The sequence below is a fragment of the Collinsella sp. AF33-16 genome, from assembly GCF_003475325.1.
In the GTDB taxonomy this organism is placed as follows: Bacteria; Actinomycetota; Coriobacteriia; order Coriobacteriales; family Coriobacteriaceae; genus Collinsella.
The window spans coordinates 1-24,476 of sequence record NZ_QRQC01000001.1; the positions used below are offsets into that span (position 1 = coordinate 1).

Below are 24,476 nucleotides of genomic sequence, written 5' to 3' on the forward strand. Positions count from 1 at the left end.
GTCTTTTTAGTGCCCTCGGATTGGGTCATAGTGTCTGTCGTTGCCAAGACATCGGCGCTTCCGTTGTTGTAGGTGGCAGTTAGGTGCACTCATTGGGGACAGACTTAAATGAGTGCCCACAGAATGAGAGTGGATAATCTTCCGTTTTTGGCCTGCTTGGGGGTTCAAAGTGGGAGATTATCCACTCTGCGGCACTTGGGGACGTTCCTTTTGTGCCGGCACTTTGGGACACTCCTTGTCATTGGTACAAAGCAACCTGTCCCCATTGCGCCAAGCGGCGTGTGCCGTTAAGCGGAGGGGGTGTATTCCCGACCCATCGTTTGGGCATACAATGGCTATTGACTTGCTGCGGTGAAGGTCTGTCCGCCCCGCAGCTTTTTTCTACGGTTAAAGGAGTATGTATGTCCGTTGAGGTCATGAGGTCTGTGATCGACGCTGCCGAGGGTCGCGTGCCCGTCGACACGCTGTTTACCAATGCGCAGATTGTCGACGTATATGGCCAGCGCGTGGCGCCCGGTAGCGTTGCCGTCAAGGATGGCGTAATCGTCGGCGTGCTCTACGACGGTCGCGATGACGCTGCTGGCACCTACGAGGCGGCTGAAGTCATCGACTGCCAGGGCCGCTATCTTGCCCCCGGTTTTATCGACGGGCACTTGCATATCGAATCTTCGAACATCCGCCCTGCTGAGTATGCGCGCATGGCGGCGACGCGCGGCACCACCACTGCCATTGCCGACAGCCACGAGATTGCCAACGTTTCCGGCCTGGACGGCCTGCGCTTTATGATCGAGGACGGCCGTCGCGCGCCCATTTCCATCAAGTACATGATGCCCTCGTGCGTGCCCGCGCTGCCCGATGAGCAGGCCGGTGCCGTCATTACCGCCGCCGATATGCAGGCGTTTTTTGCCGAGTATCCGGGCGATGTCTTCGGTCTGGGTGAGATGATGAACCTGCCGGGCGTCTTTATGGGCGACCCCGAGACCTGTGCTCGCATCGATGCTGCCAACCAGACGCCGTCCAAGCAGGTTGACGGCCACGCGCCGCTCGTTGCCGGAAAGGACCTCAACGCCTATGCCACGGCGGGCATTATCGCCGACCACGAGTCGACGATTCCCGAGGAGGCACTCGACAAGCTGTCCCGCGGCATGTATGTGATGCTGCGCGAGGGTACGTGCAGCCATGACCTGGCCAACTTGTCGCCGATGCTGCTGGAAAACCCCGCCCGTGCCCGCCGCTGCTGCTTTGCGACCGACGACCGTGCTCCCTCCGACGCGCTTTCGACCGGTATGATCGACAACGCCTGCCGTGTGGCTATCGAGGCCGGCATTGACCCCGTGGTTGCCATCTCTATGGCGTCCCTCTCCACGGCCGAGGCGTTTGGCCTGGATCACGGCTGCCGCGACCCGTACGAGCTACGCGGTGCGATTGCCCCGGGCAAGCGTGCCGACCTGCTGGTGCTCAATGATCTGACGTTTGCCACGGCTCCGCATCGCGTATATGCCGCCGGTGCCCTGGTGGCGCAGGACGGCACCTTTGTGGGCGAGATTGCACCCGAGATGGCCGAGGTTGCGGCCCTTGCCGATGAGCTGCGTGCCTCCGTTAAGCTGCCGAAGCTTTCGCTCGATGTGTTCGACTATGCCTTTAAGCCGGGCGAGGCCGTTATCGATGTGATCCCGGGCATGGCTATCACGGGCATGATTCGCCCCGAGACTGACGAGGACTTGCGCCGCATTATGCTGATTGAGCGCCATGGCCGTGGCGTGTCGTTGCAGGTCGAGGGTGTCGACGGCGACGGCCCCGCCGGTCTGGGCTTGGTCGGCAAGCATATCGGTCGCGGTTGGGTGCGCGGTTTCACCATCACCGGTGGTGCCATTGCCTCCACGATCGGCCACGATTCGCATAACGTGTGCGTGGTGGGCGACAATGCGGCGGATATGATGGCTGCCGTTGAGGCCGTGGGCCAGGGCGGCCACGTGCTGGTGCGCAACGGCGAGGTCGTGGCGCGCATTCCGCTGGCGCTCGGTGGCCTTATGAGCGAGGGTACGGCCGAGGACGTTGCCGCGCAGCACGACGACTTTATGGTCAAGGCGCGCGCCATGGGTATTGAGCCGCCGCTCGACCCCATCATGGGCATCATTTTCCTGCCCCTGCCGGTGATCCCGACGCTCCGCATCCGCCCCGAGGGCATGTTCGACGTTACAACCTTCACCTACGCCGACTAGTCATCGGGGACGTTCTTAAACGACTAGTCGTTGGGGACACTCTTTGGCGTGTCGCCTGACGCCGCGACCGTGAGACCTCTGGCATGTGTGAGCTATTTGCCAGGTCCTTGTAACGTTTACGCCCGCGGAGTCTTATTTGAGCTCCCTTTGGGTACGTTGGAATCGGATACACGTTCGATTCCAACAAGCCCGAAGGGAGCTTTTCTATGTTTAAACTGATTGCATCCGATATGGACGGCACGTTGCTTGACGAAAACGGCCAGGTGCCTCCCGAGACCTACGAACTGATTCTGGCGCTACGCGAGCATGGCGTGCATTTCGCCGCATCGTCAGGTCGTCGCTACGATCGCCTGTGCGAGTTCTTTGCGCCCGTTCGCGACAAGATGGACTTTGTCGCCGCTAACGGTGCCCAGGTCTTCGCCGACGGCAAGATGGTAGACCGTGAGGTGTATTCGCACCTGGCGATTCGAAGGCTCGCCCAAGCCGTCGCGACGTTTCCCAATCTGCATCTTGCGCTTTTTGACCGAACCAAGTCCTTCTTGCTCGATGACGAGTGCAAGTTCGTGCGTGAGGTCGATAAGGACCTTCCCAATGCCGAGCGTATTTGGGAGCTGCCCGATCCCAGCGTAAATATCATCAAGGCGAGTATCTTTTGCGATGACGGTGCCGTTATGGACAGCGCTTACGTACTGCAGCGTGAACTCGGTCAGCTCTTTACTTTTGCGCCTTCGGGCAACGCGTGGATCGATGCCATGCAGCCCGGTGTGTCGAAGGCCTCGGGCATCGCACAGCTCATGGAGCACTATGGCGTCGAACGCGACGAGGTCATGGCGTTTGGCGACTCGATGAACGACTACGAGATCATTCGCTTTGTCGGTACGGGCTGTGCGATGGGAAACGCGCGCCCCGCGCTCAAGGCGGTGGCCGATCGCGTGGTGGGTTGTAATCGCGACCACGCCGTCCAGCAGGAGCTCCGTCGCGTGCTGGAGAGTCTCGCTTAATCCGGCAGATGGGGACGTTCCTTTTCTGCCGGCAGTGGGGGACAGTCCTTGCAGCTTTTTCGCGAAGACTGTCCCCAACGACTAGTCATTCAAGAACGTCCCCAGTGACTGGCCAATGACTAGGCGAGGGCGGCCATGATGGTGCGGGCGACGCCGTCGTGGTCGTTGTCGAACTCGGTGATGGCGTCGGCGGCGTCGCGGTCTTCGGGCTCGCCGTTGACCATGGCCATGCCGTGGCCTGCTGCCTGCAGCATGGGAATGTCGTTGATGTTGTCGCCGAACGCCCAGGCGTCGGCGAGACGCTCGCCCAAGTGCTCGCATAGCCACGTGAGGGCCGTTCCCTTGGTGGCGCCCTCGCCCATGACCTCGATATTCATGGCGTACGAACGTGTGACCTCAATGCCTCCGAGCGTGTCGAGCTCCGCCGCGATGGCGTCGCGATCGGCCGGGTCGTGCCAGTACATGGCGATGCGTTCGAGCGTCTCGACCTCGTCGATCTTGCTGTCGATATTCATGTCGATCGGTGTTCGTGTGCGCTTGAGCGAAGCCGCGATGTGGGGGTCGCCGCCGCAGAATTCGTCCAGGCGCGTGTAGAGCGAGCGGGGGAGGAAGCACTGCCCGTCCGCGAAGATATCGAAGGTCACATCGTGGCCGGCGGCAATGCGATGGATGCGGTGGGCAATGCCACGGTCGAGCGGACGGCTCAAGATGCACGTGGCGCGCGAGGCGTCGGTGGGCGTATCCTCGTCGAGCTGCCAGACGCTGGCGCCGTTGGCACAGACCGCGTAGTGCACGGCGGGATGGGCGAGAATGGGCTCAAAGATGCCCGACAGTGGACGTCCCGTGCAGGGAACAAACTCGATGCCACGATGTGCGAGCTCGTCGAGCATCGCCCAGGTGGCATCGCTCATTTGCTTATCGCTCGTCAGCAGCGTCCCATCCATATCGGAAAACACAATCATTTGATGCGGTCCTTTCTACTGGCATAAAAAGCGTGGCCGAGGGCTTGGGTCCCTGGCCACGCTCGAGTTCTATAACGGTCCGCGTCCTAGCGGTCGGCGAGCGGCTTGTACTCCAGCGGCTCGATCACCGGACGATAGGCGGGGCGGATGATACGGTGCGCGCAGAAGAGCTCTTCCATGCGGTGTGCCGACCAGCCGGCCATGCGGGCGACGGCGAATAGCGGCGTAAAGAGCGTTTCGGGCACGCCGAGCATCTTGTAGATAAAGCCTGTGTACAGGTCGATGTTGGCGCAGATGGGCTTGGTCATGCCGTGGTCGCGCATCACCTGCGGTGCCAGGCGCTCGATGCGCTCGATGAGTGCGAACTCTTCGCCCAAGTCCTTCTTGGCTGCCAGTGAGCGCGCGTAACGGCGGCACACCTCGGCACGCGGGTCGCTCAGCGTGTAGACGGCGTGGCCCATACCGTAGATGAGACCCGTGCCGTCGAAGGCCTGCTTGTCGAGAATCTTGCCCAGGTAGGCTGCAACCTCGTCCTCGTCCTCCCAGTTGGAGACATGCGCGCGGATGTCCTCGTGCATAGACACGACCTTGGCATTGGCACCGCCGTGGCGCGGGCCCTTGAGCGAGCCGATAGCCGCGGCGTAAGCGGAATACGGGTCGGTTGCCGAAGAGGACAGCACGCGGCAGGCGAAGGTGGAGTTGTTGCCGCCGCCGTGCTCGGCATGCAGCATGAGCATAACGTCGAGCAGCATCGCCTCATCGCGGGTGAATGCCATGCCGCCGCGCAGGACCTGTAGGATGGTCTCGGCGGTGGAGAGACCGGGCGTGGGGTGCGGCACGTGAACCTCGGAGCCGCGAAGCTTGGCGATCGAGGCCATGTGTGCGAAGGCGGCGATGCGCGGGAGACGTGCGAGCATGGAAATGGCGACGTCGATTTCGTGCTCGGGCGTGATCACGTCTGGTTCGGCATCGAAGGCGTAGAGCAGCAGCACGGCGCGCTGGAGCACGTTCATGATGCTCGACGACACCGTGGTCATAGGGAACTCTTTGACGTACTCGTCGCTCAGATGTCTAAAGGCGCCCAGGCGCTCGCAAAAGCCGTCGAGCTCTTCCTTGTTGGGTAGCGAACCCGTGATAAGCAGATAGGCGACTTCCTCGTAGCCGTAGCGATTCTCGGCCTGGGCATTGTTGACCAGATCCTCGATGCTGTAGCCGCGAAGCGTGAGCTTGCCCTGATCGGGCACGACCTTTCCGTCGACCTTGTTGTAGCCGTGCACATCCGAGATGCGAGTGAGGCCCGCGACCACGCCCGAGCCGTCGGCGTTTCGCAGGCCGCGCTTGACGTTATGCTCGACGAACAGACCCTCGTCGTACGGATCAGTCGGCAGGCCGTAGTAGAGGTTTTCGCTTTCGGGCGAAATCTGGCGGCTCGCCTCATAATCCAAGACCAGGCGGCTCAGATGGTCATCGAAGCGGTAGTAGATTTTCTTGGCGTCGTAAGCCATGCGCGCTCCTCTCCGGGCCGCATCGGGGTGGCCTGCATGGGCATGCGCGTGTCAGGCTATTCCCAGCGGCCTGCTCGCTACAGGCGGTACATAAAGTTAAAGACGTCCTCGCGCTGGATGGACACGTTGACGCCCGAAAGCTCGCCGGCCTCGGCCAGCGCCTTCTGCAGCTCGGCGAAGTCGAGCTTGGACTCGGCGGTATCGGCCAGCATGGTCATGGTGAAGATGTCCTCGATAATGGACTGCGTGATGTCGCGGATGTCGACGTTGGCCTCGCCTAGGACACGGGTGACGCCGGCGACGATGCCGGGGCGGTTCTTGCCAAGGACGGTGATGACGATACGGGAGGACGAGATCTCGGCCATGGGAAACCCTTTCGCGTGATTGCGGCGCGCGCGGGGCGCTCCGCTACGGTACAGTGTTCATCATTGTACCTGTCTGGCGCAAAAAAGGCGCGCTCGCTGCGGCGTTACATGCCTGCAACATGAGCGTAAGGGGGAAGGCCGCACGGGGAAGAGCCGTCTGGCGCGTGTCCGGCTCGTGTTGGGTTGATTTCCGATCTCAGCCGAACACATTGAGCGGACAGGCCGTTCCCGCAGTCAGCCGAACGCCTCCGACGGCTGATTCCGAACTGGAAGCGGAGGGCATCCCCGCCCTTCGGTAGGGGATACCGCTCCGCGGCGCATGCCGCGGGCGGCGCCCCTATCGGACCACCGTGACCTCAGTTGGGATGGGCCCAGCACTGCCGCGTACTCGGTGAGCTAGAGCCAACTGTTCGTCTTCACGTCGCGTATGGCGATATTTCGGTCGTCCGGCTCGGTGATGCCGTAGCCGAACGCCTGGAGCGTCTCGATGGACTCCTGGATCCTCTGTTGGAACATGGGACCCGGATCGACCCTCGGCCCGAGGTGCCCGCGCCAAAGGCACGGCGTGGCGCGCAGCATGTTATGGATTTTGGAGATGGGCTCGATGTCGGCGTAGACGTTGAGCGTCGCCATGGCGTCCTTGTGGCCGAGGATCGATTGGAGCGCCTTGATATCGCCGCCTTGGCGGATCCACTGCGTTGCGAACGTGTGGCGAAGGCCGTGGAACGTGATCAGCTCGTCGTTGGTGCCCATGAGGCCGTTGGTCTCCGAGAACGTCTTGAACGCCCTGCGGATATAGCTTGTCGTCGCGAAGGTCGCGCCCGGCTCCGACAGGATGTAGCAGTCCCCGATCTCGACCGCCCCGGTAAGGCCGCGCAAGCGCAGCTTTCCGCAGTCGATCTCGTGGGTCTCCTTCAGGAAGGGGAGTAGGCCGACCGGGTCGATGGGGATACCCCTGGCGTCATGGGTCTTGGTGTCCTTGATGAACGAACCCATTCCCTTCGCGTACGCCACCGAGTGTCTGATCGAGATCAGGCCCGTCTCGAAATCCACATCGCACCACCGAAGGCCGCAGACCTCGCCGATTCGCATCCCCGTGTGCAGGGCGAGTACGACCGCCCTCTAATCCTCGGCGGACCAATCGAGTCCGAACTCCTTTCGGGCATCCTCTTCGCTCATGACTTCGAGAAGGTCTCCGGGTTGGCAACGAAGGGCGAGGCATAGCTGCTCGAGTGTGTTGAAGCGAATGCCGCGAATATGCCCTTTTTTAATACGGGACAGGTTCACGGGCGTGGTTCCAATCCTTTCGGCAAGTTCGTTCGAGGAAATCTTTCGCTCGGCCATGATCTTGTCGAGGCGAACAATTACGGGCATGGCGTTTCCTTACGCAATCTCGTCGGAGTCGAGGTACAGCTCTCGGGCGTACAAGAAGAGCTGGGAAAGCATGAACAGGACGATGCCGAGAACCAGAGAGGTCCAATCGAATGATGAAGCGATCTCTTGGGCGCCGACGGCCCCCTCGCCGCCAAACATCGAAACGGAGGTTTTGAGTGAGCCGGCGTAGAGGCTGGTGGCAGCTTGAACAACGAAGAGAATGCCGAGCACCTTCAAGCATGTCGCAGACCCTTTCTTGAAGGGGTCTCCGCTCTTGATCGTCCACACGAGAACGGCGCTGAGGATGGTCGTAGCGATACCGATGACGGCAGGGACCAATGTCGAGATCGCAAGGGCTGGATACGCGGGGGAGTCTGCAATTACAGGGTTGTCGAGCACTTCGATTGCTGGCTTTAAGGAGAACGCCACTTGTGCGATGGCGGTGGCGCAAAGGGTCGCAGAGGCTATCGCACATGCGATGCGGAAGGAATGAAGCCGGGGAGTGCGATTGTCGGAACTCATAATAACCTCCGAAGAATTTAAAAAACTCAGGTTACTTTTTAACAGTTTATGTTAAATTGACTTTGCCGGCAAGTAATCACAGCATACTGTAACCGAAACCCCTCTAGATTGGAGAGGATTATGTTCAGTACTGTTAAGTCGTGTAAGCTCTTGGTTTTCCTCGGCCTCGCTCTTTGTCTGTTGCTGCCGGGAGCCCCCGCTTTTGCGGATACCCCGATGCCTCCTTCCCAGGAGAGCAGCCAGTGTGCCCTCGTTGAGCCCCTCGGGTATACGGACGACGTCGTCGATACCTACTGGAGCTACAGCTGTCCTCGCGGCGTAAGCGGGCACAGCATCTCGATGTTCAACATCTCTTACAAGACGATCTCCTACCGAAATGGCTATCGCCGATCCGCGCATCATAGGGAATCCCGCCTCGCTGCAATGTGCTCCTGTGGTGTTCTTGGCACAACTGATAAATGGCAATTAGTCTATAGCACCTACTAGATGCGAGGAAGGGCCGAGCATTTTGTTCGGCCCCTCTGTTCCGACTGGATGAGGTTAAGGTTGGCGATGAATATGCTCAAAATCTCGAAGGCGATCTTTAGGTCGCTTCTCTCCTCCAGGTCGCTCTGTGTTGTCGTTGTTGCGTTGATGGTTCTTTGTGCTCTGCCCGTCTTCAGGAGCGCGGCTGGCATCGACGGACGGGTCGAATACCTCGAGTCGGGAATAACCCGTGTTGAGCAGGAATTGTCAGCATCCTATGCGGATGCGCTTGTGAATGCGGGGGAGGACGGTGTCTATACCTCTTCATCAAGCATGCCCGCGCTTCTGTACCCTCTTGCCGCGGGACGTCTTATCTTGGCACCGCTCTCTCCCCTACTTCCGTTTCTGCAGATATCGGATGGAGAGTACACCTATTATGACGGATCGAAGGAGTACTTGCTATGGGTCGCAACGGCCGTTGCCGTCTCGTTCCTTGCCGCGCGTCTTAACAAACGTGAAAAGCTCATCATCCAGGCACCGATGGGCGAGCTGGGTAGACTTGTTGCATCGAGCGTATGGGCGAGTGTTTTTGCAATGCTTGCCGTCCTCGCCATCAATCTTCCAGGGATAATCGCCGCGCTTGTGAAGAATGGCCCGGGCTCGCCGTTCTATCCGATAGGCTACATTCAATATGCGACTCCGGTTATCAAACCGGCTTGGCTGGTGTTCGCGCAGACGGCCATCTTGCAATTCTTGGTGGCAGCGTTCATCTCGCTTGTCGTTCACCTTGCCGTGAAGATTGCCAATAACCCTACGCTTGGAATCGTGTTCGTATGTGCCCTGATGGGGGTGACGATGGTTCCCGGGTATTACGGAAGATCCATCGCTTTACGTGAGTTCGCCCTGTTGAATCCCCTTACGTATGCGAACACTGAGTTGACCGTCGGCGCCTATAGCCCGTACCCGACAACGCAGATAGTGAATCTGCCTGGACTTTGCTTCGAGCGTGGCGCGATTGCCCTCGTATGCGCAATCGGGATCGAGGTGCTGGCAATTAGCCTGCTTTGCGTTGCTGGAAAGAGCGGCTGCGCGTGCCCGATATCCCCGATTTGTCTTGAGAGAGGTTCCTTCACTGCATCGAGAACGGCAACTCGTTCGAGCGCTTGTGCCTCCGCCGTTGCATACGTAAGAACGATGGGGAAACTGCTCCTGCGTTCTCCTACCCTCGCCGTATGCGCGATTGCAATGTCGACGACGATGCTGGCCCCGGCTCTGGTCGAGATGTTTCCTGACGCTGATAACGTTTCCGCTGTTCGGTATAGGGATGGGGAGCTCCGTTCAATAGATCGGTATCTAGAGCAGAACGCTGCGAATATGGACGTCGAGGGCAAAGCGGCCCTGGAAGACATGCGGGATGCTCTTTCGGGTTTCGTGTACGCGCCTATGCCTGCGGAGGGGTTTCGAAGCCTTGCGACGTACGAGTGCGCTCGAGGTGAGCTGGGCGCGGCAGATGCGACTCTCCTGCAATCGATCGGAATCGAGCCGGAGACTCCTTCTCGTGCGGAGGCGCGCGCCCTTCTGCTTGAGTCGATCGCGAGCTTGCCGGACCCCAAGGTTTACGAGTTAAGTACGAAGATGCCCCCATTAATCCTCCTTTCGTATCTCCAGGCAGCGCTTCCCTCCTTATTTTTGCTGTTGCCCGTGGTTGTCACATCGCTCGCGTGCACCCACCTGCAGTGTCGTTCCCTTCTGGTTCTCCAGATCCCCGCAACAGCGCATGTGCGTTTTCTGACGGCTGTTGCGCTGGCTCTCCTGCTTGGCTTGGTGCTGCTTTTGGTGTCGATGGTTCCCGCTGTCGTTGTGTCCGTGATTAAGAACGGTGCGGGTGGATCGGAGTATCCCGTCGCTCTCATTCGGGCGGGAGCTTCGACAACGTCCATGGTGGGGGAGGCGGTGTTGTGCAGTATTCCGTTGCTGGTCATGGCATACGGCGTGATTTCCGTCGTCGCTGCGTTGACAGCAGCGATTAGCCGCAACCCCGTTGTCACCGGAATGGTTTGCGCGGTTCTCTTGGTGTTGGGTTCGTTGAGCGCTCATGTTGAAAGCGTGGGCATGGGCGTCGCGCTGCTGGCTCCATTCGCCTCGTTTGATCCCGCTTCCCAGGTGGGGACGATTGGGTTCCTTGGGCGAGGGACGAACGCGATGCCTTTTGGAGAGGTCGTCGGCGCATCGGGCGCTCTGCTGGTGGTCTTGGGCGCCGTATCTCCGTTGATGGTGCGCCTGAGTGTTCCAAAGATCGAAAGGGGATGATCTCGATGATTGACCTTCAAACGCTGACGATCTCTTATGGAAAGAAGGTGCTCGTAGATTCGGTGAACGCTGAGTTTGCCCCGGGTACGGTCTACGGTCTCGTCGCTCCGAACGGGCATGGAAAGACGACGTTGCTGCGTGCGATGGCAGGTTTGCCGGGTCCTCGCGTGGACGGGAGCATCGTTCTGGATGAGGTGCAGGGTACGGGTGCGAGAGAGGTCCGTTCTATGATCTTCTATGCACCTGGTGAGGGGACGCTGCTGTATCCCGGATTGCGTGCGGAAGATCACCTCAAGATGGTTTGCGATATGTGGCCGCATGCTCGCGATATCGAAGAGATAGTGGAACAAACGCAGATAGGCGAGTTCGCGAAGATGAGGATCCGCACTCTGAGCCAGGGCATGAAGCAGCAGCTTACCCTGGCGATTGCGTATGCGACGGGCGCGCGGTACCTTCTATTAGATGAGCCCATGAACGCGCTCGACCCCAGCAGGGTGGACTTGCATTCCGAGATTCTCAGGAAGCTGGCCGATTCTGGTACGTGCATCATCATGTCATCCCACATCTTGGATTCGGTCGATAGGCTGTGCGATGAGATTCTGTTTTTGAAGGATGGGAGGCTCATTAGAAACATTCCGCAAGATGATGCTGCGCCGAAGTCTCCTGGATCCCATTTCGCAAAGCCTGCTGGACGCGCCGAGGGTGCGCTAAGCACGTATCGGCGACTCTACGAAAAGGGCGGGTAGAAATGCAAGTTAAAAATCTATGTGGCCAATGTGATACCGTTGAACCCGCATATCGATACCGCTCAGCCATTCGCCTCGCCCCCGTCGCACGTATCTTCATCCGGTCTGTTACTTTTAATCTAACGATTCTTTGAGGAACGTAGGTGCTTCTAAATGTACTGTCGACTTCTTCTCAAACTAATCCTAAGAGACAAGGCCGCATGGATTTGTACGCTCGTTCTCGCTGCAGCCTTTTCCGTCCCCATTGCGTTCAATTCACCCATCTACGGGCCCTTCTTTATGAAACAGGGCATGCAGGGCTTTGTCGACGCATTCAATACGCGCGCGCCCCAGGCCAGCGGCACAGACCTATCTCCAGAGCAGCAAGCTGACGCGGAGCTTGCAAGATACGCGAACGCCGCCCTTGCCGCTCAAACCGACGCCGCCTTTCTCGATTCTGCCGAGAGCTACTACGCGCTCATGGACGAAGGCTTCCAATCCGGGTCCATCGTGGGAGACCGAGAGACCAATGACGCGGAGCTCGCATATTGCCGTGCCCTGAGCAGCTCCGGCATCACGGATATCCCGGCCTCCGCAAGCGACCTGCCATTCCTTTCCTTCCTGCCTTACGCCATTGCCGCGGCGCCGTCTTTCCTTCCCTTCATCCCCTTCCTTCTCTCGTCGATACTCGTGCTCGGCGCCACAAGGCCTGCGACCCTGGCGGCGAAGGCGCCCGCGCCCAAATTCCGGCGCCTTATCCAGATCGTGTTTTCGATAATCGCCGCGGGGACCGCGATGCTCCTCGCCGGCCTCGCACCCGGGGGCATTTACGCCTTGGCCCTAAACGGCTCCGGGCAAATTGGGTACCCGATCGCCTTCTTCCATGACGGCGCGCTTACCACCACGACCGCGGGAAACGTCTTCACGGCCCTGCTTCTCGCGCTGCTTGCGGGCGGAACCTTGATATCCGTTTGCTCCGCCGTCCTATCGACCGCAACGAGGCGCGTCCTCGCGGGCCCCCTTACCTCAGCGCTGCTTGTCGCGGCCCCGGCATTCCCGTTGCTGTCCGATTCGGCACTAGGGCATAATGCCGTGCTCGGGCTCCTGCCGCTGGCCGTGTTCTCGCCTATCGAGGCAACGGGCTACGTAGGATGCTTCCCGACAGAATTCATTGGCTCCGGTTCGGGCAGCGCATCGATGCTTGCCGTGGCCCTGGCATACGTCGCGGTCCTTTTTGCGGTCGGCGCCGTTGCGACACGTTCCCCCAAACAGCCTGGCCCCGCGAAAAAGCGCCATGGGCTCGAGCTTCTGGACGCGAGCGTGGGATACGGAAGCACGACGATACTTTCAATCGGGTCGCTTTTCCTGAGCCCGGGAACGGCGGCGGGCCTCGTTGCTCCCAACGGCTCGGGGAAAACCACCCTTCTTGAAGCGCTGTCGGGCCAATTTCCCACCCGCATCCGCTCGGGAAGCCTGGCGGCAGACGGAATCTGCCAACGTCGATCAGCCGAATTTGCAGAACTCGTCTACCTGAGCTCTTCGGGCGGCGCGGATCTCTATCCCACGCTATCGGCCATCGAGCACCTTGCTTTCGTTAGGGAGGCGTGGAAATCGGCCGCCGACATCGACTCGCTCTGCGACTCCCTCGGAATCTCCCCATATCTCGACAAGCCGACCCGTAAACTCTCGACGGGAATGAAGCAGCAGGTAAAGCTTGCCATGGCGATAGCGACCGATTGCCCGTACCTCATCCTCGATGAACCGCTGAACGGCCTCGATCCGGGAAAGCGGAAAACCTCCTGCGACGCGATGCGCAGCGAGGTGGCGCGGGGACGCAGCGTGCTCATTTCAAGCCATCTGCTCGACGACCTGGCAGACCTCACCAACTCGTTCTACTTCATCGAGGCCGGCACGCTCGTGGAAAAGATCAAGTCGTCCTCGCAGACGCTCAAGCAGGAATACCTCGATACATACGAGGAAGGTGAATGACATGAAACTATTTGAACAGCTGAAGTCCAACGCGTCGCGCATGGCTGTCTACGCCATCCTCGTGGCAACGGCTTTATGCGGAATCGCGGCACCCGTCTATGCGCTCAACGGAGAGAAAGGCGATGTCGAACCCGCGTACATGGCTTCGACGGTTAAAGACCGGTACAAAGCCTTCTCTGGAGACACGTTTTACGTAGCAGAGTACGACACGATCTACCGTCAGCTTCGCTACAACAAGGGCTACGACTATCTAGGCGCAGAGGCAATCAGCTATACGTCGGGTTGGTACCGCTCCAACTATGGACACATAACCCAGTTCAAGTGTAACTACCGTGTGTACAACTAAAGCAACCGGCCGGGACGAGGGGTGACGCAAAAGCGTCGCCCCTCGTTTTTAACCATGTCAACTGAACCTAGTTCAGTTTGGTTGATTTCCGATCTCAGCCGAACACATTGAGCGGAAAGGCCGTTCCCGCAGTCAGTCGAACGTCCCCGGGGCCCTTCTCAGGCCCCGGGGACGGCATTTTCCCAGTTGAAGGAACGGTGGAGATGTGTTTCGATGGGTCAGATTCGTGTCGTTCCGAAAAGACCGTGAACCTTTTGTGGGACACGCGGCGCCGTGGTACCATAGCCGAGTTTGTTGTCTTGGTCGGAAACCAAGACGCCTTATGCGCTGATCGGTAACCAGCGCCTGACCAATAAGGAGTCCTACCATGAAGCAGGGTATCCATCCCCAGTATGTCGAGTGCACGGTGACGTGCTCCTGCGGCAACACCTTCAAGACGCACGCTACCGTGTCCGAGATGAAGGTCGAGCTTTGCAACGAGTGCCACCCGTTCTACACCGGCCAGCAGAAGTTCGTCGACACCGGTGGACGCGTCCAGCGCTTCGCCGACAAGTTCGGTGGCGCCGCTGCCGCCCAGCTCAAGAAGGCTGAGGAGGCCAAGGCTGCCAAGGCCGCCAAGGCTGCTGAGGCCGAGGCCGCTCGCAAGGCCGCCGCTGAGGCTAAGGCTGCCGAGAAGGCTAAGCGTGCCGCTAAGTTCGCCGAGGAGGCTGCCAAGCAGGCCGCCGAGGCTCCCGCAGAGGCTCCCGTCGAGGAGGCCGCTGCCGAGGCCGAGACCACCGAGGCTGCTGAGTAAATAGCTCGCCGCGGAATCACTCGCATTCATGGCATGAGGGCCGTGCATCCATTTGGGTGCGCGGCCCTTTTCTTTTTATTGGCGCAAGCTAACCTGTCCCCGTGGCACCAAATGGCAGAGAGACGGCGTTTGCTCAGATAAAACCTGCCAAAATAAACCTGTTCCATTGCGGCAGGTTGGTCATAGTTATTACGTGGCGGTCGAGGTCGACCGTATAGGCCGCGCCTTGTTTGGCTAAAGTACAATCATCTGTGTTTAACTCGCCCGCAGCTGCACGGCGTGGGCGATGGCCAAAAAGGAAAACCACATGGGATTCATGTCAAAGCTGCTGTCCTTTGGATCCGATAAGGACCTTAAGCGCTACTACAAGATCGTCGACCAGATCAACGGTCTTGAGCCCCAGTTTGAGAAGATGACCGAGGAGGAACTCCGCGGCCAGACCGATAAGTTCCGTGAGCGTTACGCCAACGGTGAGTCGCTCGACGACATGCTCCCCGAGGCCTTTGCCACCGTGCGCGAGGCTTCCAAGCGCACCATGGGTATGCGCCACTTTGACGTGCAGCTCATTGGCGCCATGGCACTGCACGAGGGCCACATCGCCGAGATGAAGACTGGCGAAGGCAAGACCCTCGTCTCCACGTTGGCCGGCTATCTCAACGCTATTGCCGGCAAGGGCGTGCACGTCGTTACTGTCAATGATTACCTTGCCAAGCGCGACTCCGAGTGGATGGGCCGCATCTACAAGTACCTGGGCATGACCGTCGGTCTGCTCCAGAACAACATGCCGCTCGAGCTTAAGCGCCCGGCCTACCAGGCAGACGTCACCTACGGTACCAACTCCGAGTTCGGTTTCGACTACCTGCGCGACAACATGGTTACCCGTCCCGAGCAGCGCGTGCAGCGCGGCCACAACTACGCCATCGTCGACGAGGTTGACTCCATCCTGATCGATGAGGCTCGCACCCCGCTGATCATCTCGGGCGCTGGCACCAAGTCCGCCAGTACCTACAAGGACTTCGCGCGTGCCGTGCGTGGCCTTGAGCGCGGCGAGGACGTGTCGCACGACATGCTTACCGCCACCGAGGACGTTGAACCAACGGGCGACTACGTCATGGACGAGGCCAAGCACACCATCGCTGCCACCGAGCGCGGTCTTAAGAAGATCGAGCGCCGCCTGGGTATCGATGACATCTATGCCGATCTCTCTGGCCAACTGGTCAACCACCTGCAGCAGGCGCTGAAGGCCCAGTACATGTTCCACCGCGACAAGCAGTACGTGGTCACCAACGGCGAGGTCAAGATCGTCGACGAGTTCACCGGCCGCATCATGGAAGGCCGCCGCTACTCCGAGGGCCTGCATCAGGCCATCGAGGCCAAAGAGGGCGTGCTCGTGCGCGAGGAGAACCAGACGCTGGCTACCATCACCTTGCAGAACTACTTCCGTCTGTATGACAAGCTCTCCGGCATGACCGGTACGGCACTCACCGAGGATGCCGAGTTCCGCGAGATCTACAAGCTACCCGTCGAGGTCATCCCCTCCAACAAGCCCGTGCAGCGTGTTGACCACGAGGACCTGGTGTACCGCACCATCCAGGCCAAATACAACGCCGTTGCCGACGACGTCGAGCGACGTCACGCCAAGGGCCAGCCGGTCCTGGTGGGCACCGTCTCCATCGAAAGCTCCGAGAAGCTGTCGGCTGCCCTTACCAAGCGCGGCATCGCGCACGAGGTCCTCAACGCTAAGCATCACGAGCGCGAGGCTCATATCGTTGCCCAGGCCGGACGCTACGGCGCCGTGACCATCGCTACTAACATGGCCGGTCGTGGTACCGACATCCTGCTGGGCGGCAACCCCGACGAGCTGGTGCGCGAGCGCCTGGAGTACGAGGGCCTGACCATGGAGGACGTGACGCCCGAGCAGCTCGAGCAGTTTAACGCCGAGGCCAAGGAGACCTGCAAGGCCGAGCGCGAGCGCGTGCTTGCCGCCGGCGGCCTGACCGTCATCGGCACCGAGCGCCATGAGTCCCGTCGTATCGACAACCAGCTGCGCGGCCGCTCCGGTCGTCAGGGCGATCCGGGCGAGACTCAGTTCTACCTGTCGCTCGAGGACGACCTCATGCGCCTGTTCGGCGGCGACAAGATGGACCGTGTCTCCAAGATGATGATCACCGCCGACATGGGCGACGACATGCCCATCCAGCACAAGATCATCTCCAAGGCCGTCGAGAGCGCCCAGCACAAGGTCGAGAGCATCAACTTCTCCATGCGCAAGAGCGTCCTCGAGTACGATGACGTCATGAACAAGCAGCGCCAGGTCATCTACGCCGAGCGCAACAAGATTCTGGACGGCAAGGATCTGACCGACCACATCACCGAGGTCATGCACGACACCGTGTACCGCTGCGTGCAGGAGTTCTGCACCAAGGACAGCCACGATGGCGAGCGCGATCTCGAGGGCCTGCGCAAGTGGGTCGTGGAGCTCACCGGGCATATCGATACGCCCAAGTTCCCCGACGAGGACTTTGAGGCCCTGGCTGCCGATGTCCTGGCCTACGTCGAGAAGTGCTACAACATGAAGGCCGAGCGCCTGGGTGAGGACCTCATGCGCGAGCTCAACACCCAGGTCATGCTGCGCGTCATCGATACCCGCTGGATGAACTACCTGCAGGAGATGGACTACCTCAAGACTGGTATCGGACTGCGCGGCTTTGGTCAGCGCGACCCGCTGGTCGAGTACAAGACCGAGGCTTATGGTGCCTTCCAGATGCTCGTCGACACCATGTATGAGGATTACCTGCGCACCGTCCTGCGCATCGAGATCAAGGCCGCCCCGCACGCCGTGGAGCACAAGGAGGACCCCGCGCTCGAGGGCGCGCGCTTCTCCGGCCCCGCCGATGTCGATGGCGATAACGGCAACTCGGTGCTGCGCAAGCAGGCACAGGTGCAGGCCCGTACGGCCGTCCAGGGAGGCCCGGCCGCCGTCAACAACGGTGGCAAGGTGACCACCTACCGCAAGGACGAGAGCGACGATCCGTACGTCAACGTTGGCCGCAATGACCTTTGCCCCTGCGGCAGCGGCAAGAAGTTCAAGTACTGCCACGGCAGGAATCGTTAATGGCCGAGGCTTTAGAGGTAACGCCCGCCGAGCTGGACGCGTTTGCGGACCGGCTCGGCGAGGTCGAGTCGTATCTTCATTTGGACGAGAAGCGCACGCGCGTGACCGAGCTCGAGGCCAAAAGCGTGGCCCCCGGCTTTTGGGATGACGCCGACGCCGCTCGCGCCACCATGGAGGAGATCGCTCGCGCCAAGGAAGATATCGCTGCCGTGGATACCGCGCGCGGCGAGTTATCTGACGCCCGCGCGGCGCTGGAGCTTGCCGAGGAGATGGGCGACGACCCCGATGCCGCCGCATTGCGCGAGGAGGCTGCCGCTACGGCAGAACGCCTGGCCCGCGCTATCGACGAGCTCGAGCTTTCGAGCTGGTTTACCGGTGAGTTCGATCACGGCGACGCGATTGTGACCATCAAGCCCGGACAGGGCGGCCTGGAGGCGCAGGACTGGACCTTCATGCTCTTCAAGATGTACATGAAGTACTGCCAGCGTCGCGGCTGGAAGGCCACCATTAACGACTGCCCCGCAGCCGAGGTCATCGGCATCGACCGTGCGACCTTTACCGTCGAGGGTAAGGACGCGTTTGGCATGCTGCGCGCCGAGGCCGGCGTCCACCGTCTGGTGCGCATTAGCCCCACCGACGACAAGAAGCGCCGCCAGACCACGTTTGCCGGCGTTGAGGTCATCCCCGTGCTGCCTGACGATATCGACATCGAGATCAGTCCCGACGATATCCGCGTGGACGTGTATCACGCGAGCGGCCCGGGCGGACAGGGCGTCAACACCACCGACTCCGCCGTACGCGTGACGCATTTTCCCAGCGGCATCGTTGTCACTTGCCAAAACGAGCGCAGCCAGATTCAAAACAAGGCCGCGTGCATGCAGATTCTCAAGGCCCGTCTGTACGAGATCGAGCTCGAGAAGCGCGCCGAGGCGCTCGACGAGATTCGTGGACCCAAGACCACGATCGGTTTTGGTAACCAGATTCGCAGCTACGTGCTCTACCCGTATCAGATGGTCAAGGACCTGCGCTCGGGTGTGGAGACCAGCAACGTCGAGGCCGTTCTCGACGATGGCGATCTGGATCCGTTTGTAATTGGCTATCACCGTTGGGCTACCGGCAACGCCGGTGCGGAAGGCTCGGACGCCTAGGCACATGGTTGGCTCCGGGTCCATACAAACACTTCGCAGGGGTGGTATTTGCCCGGTGAATCGGTAGAATCGAATACAGTAAGAAGTTCAAAGCGCACTCGTTTGGGTGCGCTTTTTTGAGGGAGGCAGCATGGCATATCGTCTGGACATCAAGCGCATTCTTTCGCTGAACTTCTTTCATGACTTGCCCAAGATCATGTTTGGCTGCGCCCTGGCGGCTATCGCGACGGACCTGTTTTTGATTCCCAACGGTCTTGCTGCCGGCGGCGTTACGGGTCTCGCCACGATTATCCAGGCGGTCGGCGCCTCGCATGGCATCTCGCTGCCTGTCGGTATTCAAACCATCGTGATGAATGCCTTGCTGCTACTGGTCGTTATGCGCGAGGGTGGCATGTTCTACGTGGTCCAGACGGCGACGGGCTTTGTGCTGCTGGGCTTCTTCACCGACCTGTTCGCTCCGTTTGTGGCGCCGCTGGCACATGCCGACCTGATGCTGCCCGCTATGTGGGGCGGCATCATCACGGGCATTGGCTACGGCATGGTGCTGCGCGCCGGTGCCAACACTGGCGGCTCTGACACCATCGGTCAGATTATCTCGCGCAATACGTCACTACCGGTGGGCTCCACCGTCATGGCGATCGATGTTGCCGTGTGCGCGCTGTCGGCCCCGGTCTTTTCGGTCGAAAACGCGCTGTATGCGGGCCTTTCGATGGTCATTAGCGGCTACGTGATCGATGCCGTGGTCGACGGTGGCAACAGGCGCCGTATGGTGCTCATCATCTCGGACAAGTTTCCCGATATCGCGGCCGACATCATGTATGGCCTGGGTCGCGGCTGCACCAAGTTTAAGGCGACCGGCATGTACTCGGGCGCCGAGAAGCCGGTAATCATGGTAATCGTGAGCCGTCGCGAGCTCAACACGCTCAAGACCATTGTGCGTGAGCGCGACCCGCATGCTATCGTGACGGTGGCCGATGTCACGGAGACCTTCGGTGAGGGCTTCAAGGACATTAACGCGTAGGGCCGACTGCGTTCCATCCAAAAGACGTTCACATTGATAAACCGTTTCATCAGCGGTTCTGCCTGCTCAATTGTTCAAATAATGATAAATACTCTGGTAAAGCTTCCAGTTTCCAGCATAATGAATGACGTACGTGCATCGCGGCTGTGTTGGGACTACCTTTCCGTGCCGTGCGCATCTTGTCTTAAGAGAATGAAAGGAAGGCACAATGAGCGACGAAGAGCTCAAAAAGGTTGCCAACGAGGTAAGGAAGGGCATCGTCACCGGCGTGCACGCTGCCAAGTCCGGCCATCCGGGCGGTTCGCTCGGCGCTGCCGACATCATGACCTATCTGTACTTTGAGGAAATGAACGTCGACCCGGCCGACCCCCGCAAGGCCGACCGCGATCGCTTCGTGCTTTCCAAGGGTCATTGCGCGCCTGGTCTGTACGCCGTGCTCGCCGAGCGCGGATTCTTCCCCAAGGAGGATCTCGAGACGCTGCGCCACATCGGCAGCCACCTGCAAGGTCACCCCAACATGAACGACACCCCGGGCGTTGACATGTCCACCGGTTCGCTCGGCCAGGGCATCTCCGCCGCCGTGGGCATGGCCGTTGCCGCCAAGCACTGGGGCGATACTTATCGCACGTACGCCCTGCTGGGCGATGGCGAGAGCGAGGAGGGCCAGGTTTGGGAGGCCGCCATGTTTGCCGGCAACCAGCAGCTCGACAACCTCTGTGTGATCGTCGACCACAACGGCCTGCAGATCGACGGTCCCGTCGAGGAGGTCAACGACCCCATGCCGCTCGCCGACAAGTTCCGCGCCTTTAAGTTCCACGTGGTGGAGCTTGCCGACGGCAACGATTTCGATCAGATCCGCGCCGCCTTTGCCGAGGCTCGCGCTACCAAGGGCCAGCCGACCGCCATTATCGCCGAGACCCTGAAGGGCAAGGGCGTGTCCTTTATGGAGAACCAGGTTGGTTGGCACGGCAAGGCCCCCAACGATGAACAGTTTGAGCAGGCCATGGCAGAGCTCACGGCCGCCGGAGAGGAGCTCTAGGATGGCAGACGTCAAGAAAATCGCCACGCGTGTAAGCTACGGCGAGGCCCTCGTCGAGCTCGCCAACGAGCACGATGACTTTGTGGTCCTCGACGCCGACCTGGCCGCCGCCACGCAGACCGGTAAGTTTAAGGCCGCTTGCCCCGACCGCTTCTTCGACGTGGGTATCGCCGAGAGCAACCTGATGGGCGTCGCCGCCGGTATCGCGACCACTGGTCGTGTTGCCTTCGCGAGTACCTTTGCCATGTTCGCTGCCGGTCGCGCCTTTGAGCAGGTCCGCAACTCCATCGGCTACCCGCACCTCAACGTTAAGATCGGTGCCACGCACGCCGGCATCTCGGTGGGCGAGGACGGCGCCACGCACCAGTGCTGCGAGGATATCGCCCTCATGCGCGTTATCCCTGGCATGACCGTTATCGTTCCCGCCGACGACGTGGAGGCTCGTGCCGTGACGCGCGCCGCCTACGAGTGCGACGGCCCCGTGTACATGCGCTTTGCCCGTCTGGCCTCGCCGGTCATCAACGACCCCGAGACCTACAAGTTCGAGGTAGGCAGGGGCATCGTCATGCGCGAGGGCACCGACGTCACCATCATCGCCTGCGGCCTAATGGTTGGCGAGGCCCTCGAGGCCGCCGAGCAGCTCGCTGCCGAGGGCATCGATGCCGAGGTCATCAACATGCATACCATCAAGCCCATCGACGCCGACCTGATCGTCAAGAGCGCCACCAAGACCGGTCACGTCGTGACCGTCGAGGAGCACTCCGTGATCGGTGGCCTGGGCAGCGCCGTTGCCGACGTTCTGTGTGAGCAGTGCCCGACGCCGCTCAAGAAGATTGGCGTCAACGACACCTTTGGCGAGTCCGGTCCGGGTGCCGAACTCCTGCACAGGTACGGCCTGGACGCCGCCAACATCGTGGCAACCACCAAGGAGTTCTTGGCCTAGGGCGGTCTGCTTTGGCCTTAACTTGAGAGCCGCTTTTCGCATTGGGTAACGAATAAGCCGGGGCGCCTTCCATGTGGAGGGCACCCCGGCTTTGTGTTTGAAGGCGGCGGGGAAAGAAGTTAGAGAGGTTTTACGGTCGGGCCAGGGCGCAGTTGCGCAACGTTCAGCCCTAAACCCTAACAGCCAGAGGCGAATCGGAGAGGATTTCGCCCTGACATACGTGAGTTTCCGCAGGTCAGAAAGAGGGAGTAAATTTCGGGGCTGGCACCCGCAGGCCAGGGCGTTGCGAGCTAAATCGGCGGCGCGATAACAAGAAGGCGGGATTAACTCCCGCCTTCAGACAATCCACCTTCGCCCAGATGGTGCGCAATCACTCGAAGGTTCGCCGATTCATGCATTCTTGGCGGCAACGGCTCTGCTTGACATCATCAGGCAACCTGATGGCGTTTGAACGTCCTTATCGCGAGAACAATGCCCGCCGCGAAAAGCAGAAGGTAGAAAGCAGCGAGGAACACGGGGAGCTCGACCACGACAGGGCCTATGGCGTACGAGACCATGTCGAAGAGGTTCAAGGGGTTCAGTGCGTCGTAGGGGAACAGGTAGATGATGTGGTTCGCGATGCTGCTCGTCATCGTCGGCACGAAGATCGGAATCAAGATGAGAGCAACGCCGACTGCGAGGATTCCCATGGGGCTGTCTACCTTGGCCGACAGCGCAAGCACTATCCCAAGGAGGGCGAGGGTTGCGAGATACCCGACGAGGCAGCATATGAGGGCGGCGGCTGACAGGCTTATGCCGTAGGTGCATGTGATGTTGCAGATCTGGATGGGTAGACCTGCGCCGTCGGCTCCGTAGAAGACGAGCGGTATTGCCAGGAAGACGAGTGTGAAGACCCAGTATATGGCGCTTGCCGCGATCACAGAGGCTGCCGCCTTCGCGCGCCCGAGCCTTGATTTGCCGAACTTGGTGGACAGCAGGATGGCGTCGGTTTTGGCCCGGTACTCCCCGTTGAACACCGATGCGCACGTTATCACGACTGCGAGCATCGCGAATATGAGGAACTGGGCGAGGTTGAGGAACTCCGCCCACCCTCCTGCGTATCCGTACTCGATGGGCGTGTGCACACCTTGCGCCTTCTCGCTCCAGAACGCCCTCTCCTCGTCGTTGTACGAGAGGGCCCCGTTCGCGTGGAGCGCGGAGACTATCTTCGAGCGGACTTGTCCGTAGAGGTCGACGGTGCCAGTCGTGTCGATAGTGGCTACCGCGGACACGGGCATCTGGTTGTCTTGCATCCAAGGGCTTGTCAGCAGCGCCATAAGGGAGCCGTTCTTCGCTCTGAACTCCCAGTACTCGTCCGCCTTTTCCCCGTAGGGCTTTCTGTCCATTCTGTACTCTTCCTTGACCTCGCCGTCCGGACCGACGAACTCCTTGAACTCGCGGAGCGCCTCGGTGGCCTTCTTGTCGGTGATGGGGCCTGCGAGCGCTTCCGCGTTTGCCTTTATCTGGGCGATGGCGGCAGTGCCCTCGAATTCGGTGCCCATCTCCTTGGGTTCGAGGGCGTACTGGGACGTTACGTAGAAGAAGGCTATGACCGCGACCAACACCAGGACGGCTGCTATAGAGACCTGCGAGACGCGCCTTGAGAGCATCTTCTTGAGCTCGTATCTGATGAGGCTACCCACGGTGCGCTCCTTTCCTGCGTGCGATTGCGTCCTGCCCCACTTCCGCTTTCGTTTGCGAAACCGGCAGGCACCCGGACTGCTCTTGGAAGAGGTAGAGGTAGACGTCCTCCAGCGTCGGCTCCACGGCGCGCGCACTCGGATGCGGACGCTGCTGCGCCACCACGCGAACGATGGCAGAGCCGTCCTGGGCGTAGTGGATGTTGCCCACCGTGAGCGATGCCGACATGGCGTCTGCCTCCCTCGGAGCGACAGCGCACTCCCAGACGCATCCCCTGATGTCCCCCGTGATCTCTTCGACCGTGCCCGTCGTGATGATGCCGCCAGCGCGCATCACGAGAATCTCGTCGGCGATGTACTCCACGTCCGAGACGATGTGCGTGGAGAGGATGACGATCTTTTCTTGGGCGAGAGAGGATATGAGGTTGCGGAAGCGGACGCGCTCCTTGGGGTCGAGCCCCGCGGTGGGCTCGTCGAGCACGAGGACGGACGGGTCGTTGAGCACCGCCTGGGCGATGCCGAGCCGCTGCTTCATGCCGCCGGAGAAGGTCTTGACCTTCCGCTTTGCGGCCTCTGCGAGGCCGACAACGCCCAAGAGTTCGCGCGTGCGCACTTTCGCCTGCTGCGCGGTGAGCCCCTTGAGCGATGCCAGGTACATCATGAAGTCGCAAGCCGTGAAATCCGGGTAGTAGCCGAAGTCCTGGGGCAGGTACCCGAGGCGCGCCCGATAGCCGTCGCCAAGCTGGTCTATGGGGGTGCCCCCGAACAGCACGCTTCCCGATGTCGGCCTCATGACGTCGCATATCATGCGCATGAGCGTGGTCTTGCCCGCGCCGTTGGCCCCGAGTAGGCCGTAGACGCCGGGCGTGAAGCTGAAGCTCACGCGATCGACAGCGATATGGCTGCCGAACTGCTTGGTGAGCCTGTCGAGCCTGAGTTCCATGTTCGTTCC

20 protein-coding genes are annotated in these 24,476 nt (G+C 60.4%); 12 read left to right on the forward strand and 8 right to left on the reverse strand.

The features are described from left to right. The first annotated feature begins 401 nt into the window (after positions 1 to 401). Together DWZ52_RS00005 and DWZ52_RS00010 are read left to right on the forward strand one after the other, a co-directional pair. A complete protein-coding gene (locus DWZ52_RS00005; protein ID WP_118384592.1) occupies positions 402 to 2,222 on the forward strand; it encodes an adenine deaminase in 1,821 nt (606 codons plus the stop codon). Between the two features lie 206 nt (positions 2,223 to 2,428). Then, the gene (locus tag DWZ52_RS00010) at positions 2,429 to 3,223 is read left to right on the forward strand and encodes a Cof-type HAD-IIB family hydrolase (RefSeq protein ID WP_117630077.1); all 795 of its coding nucleotides are present in this window, start codon (positions 2,429 to 2,431) and stop codon (positions 3,221 to 3,223) included. Between the two features lie 119 nt (positions 3,224 to 3,342). Here the strand turns inward: DWZ52_RS00010 and DWZ52_RS00015 are convergent, their stop codons facing one another. The 6 genes from DWZ52_RS00015 to DWZ52_RS00040 form a co-directional block, all read right to left on the reverse strand. Then, entirely contained in the window at positions 3,343 to 4,185 is an 843-nt protein-coding gene (locus DWZ52_RS00015; RefSeq protein ID WP_117630076.1) for a Cof-type HAD-IIB family hydrolase, read from the reverse strand. A gap of 86 nt (positions 4,186 to 4,271) precedes the next feature. Beyond that, the gene (locus DWZ52_RS00020; RefSeq protein WP_118384593.1) at positions 4,272 to 5,690 is read right to left on the reverse strand and encodes a citrate synthase; all 1,419 of its coding nucleotides are present in this window, start codon (positions 5,688 to 5,690) and stop codon (positions 4,272 to 4,274) included. Positions 5,691 to 5,767: 77 nt separating this feature from the next. Then, positions 5,768 to 6,055 carry an ACT domain-containing protein gene (locus tag DWZ52_RS00025; protein WP_006235289.1) on the reverse strand — a complete coding sequence of 96 codons (288 nt, stop codon included), beginning with the start codon at positions 6,053 to 6,055 and terminating at the stop codon, positions 5,768 to 5,770. Between the two features lie 396 nt (positions 6,056 to 6,451). Then, the gene (locus DWZ52_RS00030; protein ID WP_255360342.1) at positions 6,452 to 7,159 is read right to left on the reverse strand and encodes a site-specific integrase; all 708 of its coding nucleotides are present in this window, start codon (positions 7,157 to 7,159) and stop codon (positions 6,452 to 6,454) included. 18 nt (positions 7,160 to 7,177) lie between these two features. Next, positions 7,178 to 7,429 (reverse strand): helix-turn-helix transcriptional regulator, encoded by a 252-nt coding sequence (locus DWZ52_RS00035; RefSeq protein WP_006235292.1) that lies wholly within the window; start codon positions 7,427 to 7,429, stop codon positions 7,178 to 7,180. Positions 7,430 to 7,438: 9 nt separating this feature from the next. Then, positions 7,439 to 7,951, reverse strand: coding sequence for a DUF2975 domain-containing protein (locus tag DWZ52_RS00040; protein WP_006235293.1), 513 nt, complete (start codon positions 7,949 to 7,951; stop codon positions 7,439 to 7,441). 552 nt (positions 7,952 to 8,503) lie between these two features. Here DWZ52_RS00040 and DWZ52_RS00050 point away from each other — a divergent pair. From DWZ52_RS00050 to DWZ52_RS00095, 10 genes are all read left to right on the forward strand, one after another. Next, positions 8,504 to 10,726, forward strand: coding sequence for a hypothetical protein (locus DWZ52_RS00050; protein WP_118384595.1), 2,223 nt, complete (start codon positions 8,504 to 8,506; stop codon positions 10,724 to 10,726). Between the two features lie 5 nt (positions 10,727 to 10,731). Further along, complete coding sequence (locus DWZ52_RS00055) at positions 10,732 to 11,472, forward strand: ATP-binding cassette domain-containing protein (protein ID WP_158572379.1); 741 nt, start codon at positions 10,732 to 10,734, stop codon at positions 11,470 to 11,472. A gap of 279 nt (positions 11,473 to 11,751) precedes the next feature. Next, the gene (locus DWZ52_RS00060) at positions 11,752 to 13,440 is read left to right on the forward strand and encodes an ABC transporter ATP-binding protein (RefSeq protein WP_158572380.1); all 1,689 of its coding nucleotides are present in this window, start codon (positions 11,752 to 11,754) and stop codon (positions 13,438 to 13,440) included. Position 13,441: 1 nt separating this feature from the next. After that, entirely contained in the window at positions 13,442 to 13,786 is a 345-nt protein-coding gene (locus DWZ52_RS00065) for a hypothetical protein (RefSeq protein ID WP_117641063.1), read from the forward strand. A gap of 367 nt (positions 13,787 to 14,153) precedes the next feature. Beyond that, positions 14,154 to 14,579, forward strand: coding sequence for a 50S ribosomal protein L31 (rpmE, locus tag DWZ52_RS00070; protein WP_006235303.1), 426 nt, complete (start codon positions 14,154 to 14,156; stop codon positions 14,577 to 14,579). Positions 14,580 to 14,886: 307 nt separating this feature from the next. Beyond that, positions 14,887 to 17,694 (forward strand): preprotein translocase subunit SecA, encoded by a 2,808-nt coding sequence (secA, locus tag DWZ52_RS00075; RefSeq protein WP_118384598.1) that lies wholly within the window; start codon positions 14,887 to 14,889, stop codon positions 17,692 to 17,694. Further along, on the forward strand, positions 17,694 to 18,842 hold the full coding sequence (gene prfB, locus DWZ52_RS00080; RefSeq protein ID WP_118384599.1) for a peptide chain release factor 2: 1,149 nt from the start codon (positions 17,694 to 17,696) through the stop codon (positions 18,840 to 18,842). The genes secA and prfB overlap by 1 nt, the downstream gene beginning before the upstream one ends. A gap of 130 nt (positions 18,843 to 18,972) precedes the next feature. Further along, complete coding sequence (locus tag DWZ52_RS00085) at positions 18,973 to 19,863, forward strand: YitT family protein (protein ID WP_118236899.1); 891 nt, start codon at positions 18,973 to 18,975, stop codon at positions 19,861 to 19,863. 208 nt (positions 19,864 to 20,071) lie between these two features. Then, a complete protein-coding gene (locus DWZ52_RS00090) occupies positions 20,072 to 20,902 on the forward strand; it encodes a transketolase (protein WP_035137416.1) in 831 nt (276 codons plus the stop codon). 1 nt (position 20,903) lies between these two features. Beyond that, positions 20,904 to 21,845: a transketolase family protein gene (locus tag DWZ52_RS00095; protein ID WP_118384600.1), complete on the forward strand. Its 942-nt coding sequence runs from the start codon at positions 20,904 to 20,906 to the stop codon at positions 21,843 to 21,845. Between the two features lie 428 nt (positions 21,846 to 22,273). Here DWZ52_RS00095 and DWZ52_RS00100 read toward each other — a convergent pair whose 3' ends face one another. Together DWZ52_RS00100 and DWZ52_RS00105 are read right to left on the reverse strand one after the other, a co-directional pair. Then, on the reverse strand, positions 22,274 to 23,527 hold the full coding sequence (locus DWZ52_RS00100; protein ID WP_118384601.1) for a hypothetical protein: 1,254 nt from the start codon (positions 23,525 to 23,527) through the stop codon (positions 22,274 to 22,276). Then, complete coding sequence (locus tag DWZ52_RS00105; protein ID WP_118384602.1) at positions 23,520 to 24,467, reverse strand: ABC transporter ATP-binding protein; 948 nt, start codon at positions 24,465 to 24,467, stop codon at positions 23,520 to 23,522. Before DWZ52_RS00105 ends, DWZ52_RS00100 begins: the two co-directional genes overlap by 8 nt. Positions 24,468 to 24,476 lie beyond the last annotated feature (9 nt).

Bases quoted from the DNA above. Each gene is read 5' to 3' on its own strand.
- DWZ52_RS00005 (WP_118384592.1), top strand. From the start codon at position 402: ATGTCCGTTGAGGTCATGAGGTCTGTGATCGACGCTGCCGAGGGTCGC.
- DWZ52_RS00010 (WP_117630077.1), top strand. From the start codon at position 2,429: ATGTTTAAACTGATTGCATCCGATATGGACGGCACGTTGCTTGACGAA.
- DWZ52_RS00015 (WP_117630076.1), bottom strand. From the start codon at position 4,185: ATGATTGTGTTTTCCGATATGGATGGGACGCTGCTGACGAGCGATAAG.
- DWZ52_RS00020 (WP_118384593.1), bottom strand. From the start codon at position 5,690: ATGGCTTACGACGCCAAGAAAATCTACTACCGCTTCGATGACCATCTG.
- DWZ52_RS00025 (WP_006235289.1), bottom strand. From the start codon at position 6,055: ATGGCCGAGATCTCGTCCTCCCGTATCGTCATCACCGTCCTTGGCAAG.
- DWZ52_RS00035 (WP_006235292.1), bottom strand. From the start codon at position 7,429: ATGCCCGTAATTGTTCGCCTCGACAAGATCATGGCCGAGCGAAAGATT.
- DWZ52_RS00040 (WP_006235293.1), bottom strand. From the start codon at position 7,951: ATGAGTTCCGACAATCGCACTCCCCGGCTTCATTCCTTCCGCATCGCA.
- DWZ52_RS00050 (WP_118384595.1), top strand. From the start codon at position 8,504: ATGAATATGCTCAAAATCTCGAAGGCGATCTTTAGGTCGCTTCTCTCC.
- DWZ52_RS00055 (WP_158572379.1), top strand. From the start codon at position 10,732: ATGATTGACCTTCAAACGCTGACGATCTCTTATGGAAAGAAGGTGCTC.
- DWZ52_RS00060 (WP_158572380.1), top strand. From the start codon at position 11,752: ATGAAACAGGGCATGCAGGGCTTTGTCGACGCATTCAATACGCGCGCG.
- DWZ52_RS00065 (WP_117641063.1), top strand. From the start codon at position 13,442: ATGAAACTATTTGAACAGCTGAAGTCCAACGCGTCGCGCATGGCTGTC.
- rpmE (WP_006235303.1), top strand. From the start codon at position 14,154: ATGAAGCAGGGTATCCATCCCCAGTATGTCGAGTGCACGGTGACGTGC.
- secA (WP_118384598.1), top strand. From the start codon at position 14,887: ATGGGATTCATGTCAAAGCTGCTGTCCTTTGGATCCGATAAGGACCTT.
- prfB (WP_118384599.1), top strand. From the start codon at position 17,694: ATGGCCGAGGCTTTAGAGGTAACGCCCGCCGAGCTGGACGCGTTTGCG.
- DWZ52_RS00085 (WP_118236899.1), top strand. From the start codon at position 18,973: ATGGCATATCGTCTGGACATCAAGCGCATTCTTTCGCTGAACTTCTTT.
- DWZ52_RS00090 (WP_035137416.1), top strand. From the start codon at position 20,072: ATGAGCGACGAAGAGCTCAAAAAGGTTGCCAACGAGGTAAGGAAGGGC.
- DWZ52_RS00095 (WP_118384600.1), top strand. From the start codon at position 20,904: ATGGCAGACGTCAAGAAAATCGCCACGCGTGTAAGCTACGGCGAGGCC.
- DWZ52_RS00105 (WP_118384602.1), bottom strand. From the start codon at position 24,467: ATGGAACTCAGGCTCGACAGGCTCACCAAGCAGTTCGGCAGCCATATC.